Annotated in this window: 5 protein-coding genes; 2 read left to right on the top strand and 3 right to left on the bottom strand. The window is 76.8% G+C overall.

Annotated features, from left to right (window positions below; all coding sequences use genetic code 11):
* From E1291_RS38815 to E1291_RS38805, 3 genes are all read right to left on the bottom strand, one after another.
* Positions 1 to 1,212: DUF5691 domain-containing protein (locus E1291_RS38815; RefSeq protein WP_131743019.1), on the bottom strand; the 1,212-nt coding region annotated here is incomplete at its 3' end.
* A 20-nt stretch (positions 1,213 to 1,232) separates the two neighbouring features.
* The gene (locus tag E1291_RS38810; protein ID WP_242614651.1) at positions 1,233 to 2,543 is read right to left on the bottom strand and encodes an SWIM zinc finger family protein; all 1,311 of its coding nucleotides are present in this window, start codon (positions 2,541 to 2,543) and stop codon (positions 1,233 to 1,235) included.
* 84 nt (positions 2,544 to 2,627) lie between these two features.
* Entirely contained in the window at positions 2,628 to 3,380 is a 753-nt protein-coding gene (locus E1291_RS38805; protein WP_131743017.1) for a M50 family metallopeptidase, read from the bottom strand.
* 163 nt (positions 3,381 to 3,543) lie between these two features.
* Between E1291_RS38805 and E1291_RS38800 the strand changes: the two genes are divergently transcribed.
* Both E1291_RS38800 and E1291_RS45545 read left to right on the top strand, forming a co-directional pair.
* A complete protein-coding gene (locus E1291_RS38800) occupies positions 3,544 to 4,473 on the top strand; it encodes a threonine ammonia-lyase (RefSeq protein ID WP_131743016.1) in 930 nt (309 codons plus the stop codon).
* Positions 4,474 to 4,674: 201 nt separating this feature from the next.
* Positions 4,675 to 5,217: a hypothetical protein gene (locus tag E1291_RS45545; RefSeq protein WP_131743015.1), complete on the top strand. Its 543-nt coding sequence runs from the start codon at positions 4,675 to 4,677 to the stop codon at positions 5,215 to 5,217.
* Positions 5,218 to 5,223 lie beyond the last annotated feature (6 nt).

Raw genomic sequence — 5,223 nt, 5'->3', positions numbered from 1 at the left:
CAGCGCGGCCCGCGCCCAGCCGATGTGCACGTCGCGCGCCGCCCGGCCGCCGGAGTCGGCGCCGCCCGGCTCCCCGGCGGTGCTCGCCTTCCCGGCGCCGCCCGCGTCCCCGAGGGGCAGGCACACGATCTCCATCGGCGGCAGCCCGAACAGGTCCGTCCAGGTGGTCAGGGGCGTGCGGGCGAGGATCTCGCGCAGCCACGCCGCGCGGGTGCCCACCGGCCCGCCGCCGCCCGGCGCGAACGACCCGCCGGGATGGAACGGGACGCCGTCGCGGGCGAGGTCCTCGTCGTGCTCGCGCGGCGCCTCGACCAGGATCCACGTGCGCTCACGGCCCCGGACCTCGCGGACGGCCGGGACCAGGCAGCGCCGCGCCCGCGCGGCCATGCGCCTCCCGTACGCCGAGCCGGGCATCCGCGCCAGCAGGTCGGAGGCGACCTGCCGGACGTCCTTGCCGCGGTCCTCCAGCGCGGCTTCGAGGACGTCCTCGTCGGCGGGACCCAGGCCGTGCTCGAACGTGGCGAGGAAGGCCGCGCGGTCGGGGGCGGGCTCCCGGCCCCAGGTGCTCGCGAGCAACCGCCGCGCGCGCTCCGGGTCCGTGCCTCGCAGCCCGGACAGGAACGCCACCCGCTGGAGGCGGGTCCCCGTCTCCCACACGCCGTCCCCGCCGCCGTGGTCGTCGCCCGTGCCGACGAGGTAGGCCCAGTCGGTGTTCCGCAGGGCCAGCCACACGCCGCGCCGCCCGGCGGCCCGCGCGATCGACGGCCGCAGCACCCGGTCGCCTCGGCCGCGCTCCAGCAGCTCGGGCAGCAGCCGGGCGGGCACCCGGAGCCCGTGCCCGGCGGCGGCGTCCAGCCACTCGGGCAGGACCTGGATCTGCTCACCGGCGAGGATCCGCGCCAGCCGCGCGGCGGCGTCGGGCGGCACGACCGGCGCGTGCTCGGCGGGGGCGGGCGCGATCAGCTCGACCGTCCCCGCCCCACCGGCCGGGTCCGCCTCCCCGGCGGTGCCCGCGCGCGCCGGGAGCCGCCCGGCCCGCCGCCGGACGGTCAGCAGCGCCGCCTGGTCGAGCAGCCGCCCCGCCTTCCCCCCGTCCGCTCCGACCGAGGCCGGAGCGGCGGGTGCCTCCTGCAAGGCGGGCGGGTCGCGGCGTTCGGTGCCGAGCAGCGCCGCGGTCACGTGGGCGTTCCAGCCGCCCACCGGGGCGCTCACAGGCTCGTTCACAGGGTCGTTCACAGGGGCACCGCCCCCTCCTCCTCGTGCCAGGCCGCCAGCGGGAGCAGGCCGTGGCCCGACCACTCGCCGGCCAGGGTGACGGGCCCGCCGCCGGAGACCGCGAGGAGCCGCCACGGGTCGCTGATCCGCAGGGGCAGGGCGTCCCCGGAGCCGTCGACCGCGTACAGGGCGCCCCCTTCGGCGCGGCCGATCCGCACCCGCGCCAGCACCGCGGGCCACTGGTCCAGCCAGGGGTCGCGGGCGAGGGCGGCAGCGTACTCGCCGAGAAGACCGCGCACGCTCGTTCCCTCGGGCACACCCCCCGAGGCGGCTCCGTGCGAGATGGTGGCATGCTTTGCGGCGACTAGGGCGCGCAGGGGCTGGGCGCCTGGGTAGAACGCCAGCTCGGCGTCGACCTCCGAGCCGACGGTCAGGGACGCGTCGAGGGCGGCGCCGGGGGCCGCGAACGACAGCACGAGCGCGGGACGGCCCGTCCGCCGGCCGCGCAGCCACACGCGGCGCGTGGTGAGCTGCTCCTGCGCGGAGTCGCGCAGGCCGGTCACCCACCACCGGTCGCGGACGCGCTCGCCCGCCGTGAGGACCTCCTCCTGTGCGACGGTGAACCCCACCCGCGCCCGGACGGTGTCGCGCAGGCCCTGGGGCAGCTCCGCGCGCCGCCGGTGCGCCCGGACGAGCAGCCGCAGCAGCGCGTACTCCTCCAGCAGCCGTCCGGGCCAGCCGGGTCGGCCGGGGACGCCGGCCAGTGCCCTGACCTGGCCGGCGAGGGCGCCCGCCTGCGCGTCGACGAGGCGGCGGGCCGCGTCGTCGAACAGCCGGTAGGGGGCCTGCTCGACCTGGGCGAGCCCATGCGCGACCTGGTCGCACAGCCACTGGTCGAGGTCGGCGAGCCCGTCGTCGACGCGCCGCTCGCGCCGCTCGGCCGTCCTCGGGTCGGGCTTCCTCCGGGCACGCGCGGCGTGTTCACCGCGCTCCGCCTCCGGGCGGCTCGCCCGCGGCTCGGAGACCCACCCGGGACGGACGGCGCCGGGGACCGCTCCGTCGCTCCACAGCAGCAGCAGCGCGAGGGCGTGCTTGCACGGGACCTTCCGGCTGGGGCATGAGCAGTGGAAGGCGGGCTCGGCGAGGTCGGCGCGGACCTGGTAGACCGCGCCGCCCTGCCCGCCGCCCTGGCACTCGCCCCAGACGGACTCGGCGTCGCAGCCGGTGGCGCTCCACCGGGAAGGCTCGGCGACTCCGGCCGCGGCCGTGGCCGCCGCCGCGTCCGGTGCCAGCCCGAGCACGCGCGGCCGGTCCCATCGATCGCTCACACAGCCGAAACTATCGGCAGCGTCGGACATTCACCGTGCTCCGCCGCCGCGCGTCAACCGTCTCCGCCGGCCGCGGAGGCGACGCTAGAAGCGCGGTGGTTCGGGGATGTGCGCCGAGGACGCGGCGTCCGGGAACAGCAGCGCCGCCCCGGCGACGAGGGAGAGCAGCGCGACGGAGGCGAACAGCCCTACCCAGGCGAGCCCCGGCACGCCGGTGAGGTGCGCGAGCTGGTCGGCGTCCGAGCTCGGCGCCATGTGCCGGGCGCGCATGCGCTGCAGTTCGATCACCGGCCGGGTCGCGGCGATGAGCAGGAACCAGGCGGCCAGGTAGGCGAACCCGGCCTGCACCTTGGCGTCGCCCAGCCAGGACACCAGGAAGACGACGGCGCCGGTGGCGAGCACCGACAGCGCGCCGTAGGCGTTGCGGATCATGACGAGCATGCCGGCCAGCAGCGCCAGCGCGAACCACAGCATCAGCGTGATGCGCCCGCCCGCCAGCAGCGCGGCGAACAGCAGCCCGAGCAGCGGCGGCGCGAGGTAGCCCGCCAGCGCGGTGAACACCATCCCGGGGCCGTGCGGCTTGCCCCGCGAGACCGTGACGCCGGAGGTGTCGGAGTGCAGCTTGATGCCGTCCAGCTTGCGCCCGGTGACCAGCGCCACCAGCGCGTGGCCGCCCTCGTGCGCGATCGTCACCGTGTTGCGCGCGACCCGCCAGGTGGGCCCGTGCAGCACGGCGCCGAGCGCGACGACGCCGACGAGGACGACCAGCCACCACGGCGGATCGGGCTGCGTTCCCGTCACTCGGTCCCACAGCTCACTGATGCTTACCGTTTCCACGTCCACCCCGGAGTCGTCGTCGCGTCGCCCAACATTAGGACGTCCGGGATAACGTTCGCGTTCGGTTCGACAGGGTTGCGAAGCCGCGAAGGCCCAGGAACGCCGCCCCGGCCTCCGCACGCCCTACGCTGGGGCATATGCGATCAAGGAAGGCGCGGCGGTCATGACGGTGCGCCCCGTCCGCCCGCCGGACCAGGACGACCTCGACCGCGCGTGGCGGGCGGTCTCGGCCGTCCTCGCGCCGACGCCCCTGGTGGACTCGGAGTTGGCCCCCGGCGCGCTGCTGAAGCTGGAGAGCCTCCAGCCGACGGGATCCTTCAAGGTCAGGGGCGCGCTGGCGGCCCTGGCCGAGCCGCCGGACGACGGGCCGGCCGTCACCGCGAGCGCGGGCAACCACGGGCTCGGCATGGGCTTCGCGGCGGCCCGGACGGGCGCCGACGTCACCGTCGTCGTGTCGACCCGCGCCTCCCGGGCCAAGGTCGAGAAGATCGGTGCTTTCCCGGTGCGGCTCGTCCGGCACGGGACGGGCTACGACGAGGCCGAGGCGCACGCGATGGGCCTGCCCGGACGCTATGTCTCGCCCTACAACGACCCCGCCGTGATCGCCGGGCAGGCCACGCTCGGCCGTGAGCTGGACGCCCAGGTGGAGGGGCCGCTCACGGTCGTCGCGCCGGTCGGCGGCGGCGGGCTGCTGGCGGGCCTGTCGCTGTGGGCGCGGCGCCGCGGCGGCGTCCGGATGGTCGGCGTGGAGTCCGCGCGGTCGCGGGCCGTGTCGGCGGCGGTGGCCGCGGGCCGGATCGTCGAGGTGCCGGTCGGCGCGACGATCGCGGACGGGCTCAGCGGCAACCTGGAGGCGGGCAGCGTGACGCCGGGCCTGGTCCGCGGAGCGGCGCTGGTCACGGTGACCGACGCGGAGATCCGCGCCGCGCTGCGCTGGCTGTTCCGCGCGCACGGGCTGGTCGCCGAGGGCTCGGGCGCCGCCGGGGTCGCCGCCGTCCTCGCGGGCAAGGTCGAGGCGGCGGGCCGCCCGGTGGTCCTGCTGACGGGCCGCAACATCACCGAGGCGGAATACGCGCTGGCACTCGGCGACTGAGCCGAGCGCGCCTTTTTCTGGGGAAATGGGCGGAGATTTCCACCGGGATTTGTAATCGTTGCCTCAATTCCGCGGTGGCGTGGCGCGCGCCTGCCTAACCTCGGGTTCCGCGATGGAGGAACCCCAGAGGGAGTGGCCGCCGTGCCGGAAGACGTGATCACGAATCCAGCGACGGAAACGCCTTACAGCGCCCTTGTCCGGATGGCGTATTTCGTCCTGCCGGGGCGGGGAAAGCGCTCGCACCGGCTGGCGATCGCCCGCCGGATCGTGGACGGCACCGCCCGGCGCGACCGCTCGCCGACCGCCTTCGCCCGGCGGCGGACCCGCGTGCTGCGCCGGGCGATGCGCCCGTCCCGGCGGCTGCAGCTCGGCCTCGGGCCCTGGCTGCGCGCCCTGCCGCCCCGGCTGCCCGACCCCGCGCTGATCGGCGTGCTGTCCCGGCTGGACCCGCACGTCCGGGTGGCCTACGTGCTGCGGCACGTGGAGCGCATGCCCCGGTACGCGGTGCGCGACCAGCTCGCCGAGCTGCGCGTCCGGGACCCGTGGCGGGTCATCGACGCCGCCGACGCCCTGGAGGTCCCGCGGCCGCGCCGGCCGGAGCGGTTCGAGCCGGTGCTGCTGCGGCCGGTCCGCAACCGCTCGCTGCTGCCGCTCGGCACCGCCGCCGCGCTCACCGCGGCGCTGGTCGGCGCGCTGGTGGTGACCGAGAGCGGCGGGGCGCTAGATCGGAAGAGCGTCGTGTAGGGAAAG

Source organism: Actinomadura roseirufa (assembly GCF_900659635.1).
GTDB classification, from domain to species: domain Bacteria; phylum Actinomycetota; class Actinomycetes; order Streptosporangiales; family Streptosporangiaceae; genus Spirillospora; species Spirillospora roseirufa.
The sequence above is the reverse complement of the archived record's forward strand: the minus strand, read 5'-3'. Positions and strand labels throughout refer to the sequence as shown.

Bases quoted from the DNA above. Each gene is read 5' to 3' on its own strand.
- E1291_RS38800 (WP_131743016.1), top strand. From the start codon at position 3,544: ATGACGGTGCGCCCCGTCCGCCCGCCGGACCAGGACGACCTCGACCGC.
- E1291_RS45545 (WP_131743015.1), top strand. From the start codon at position 4,675: ATGGCGTATTTCGTCCTGCCGGGGCGGGGAAAGCGCTCGCACCGGCTG.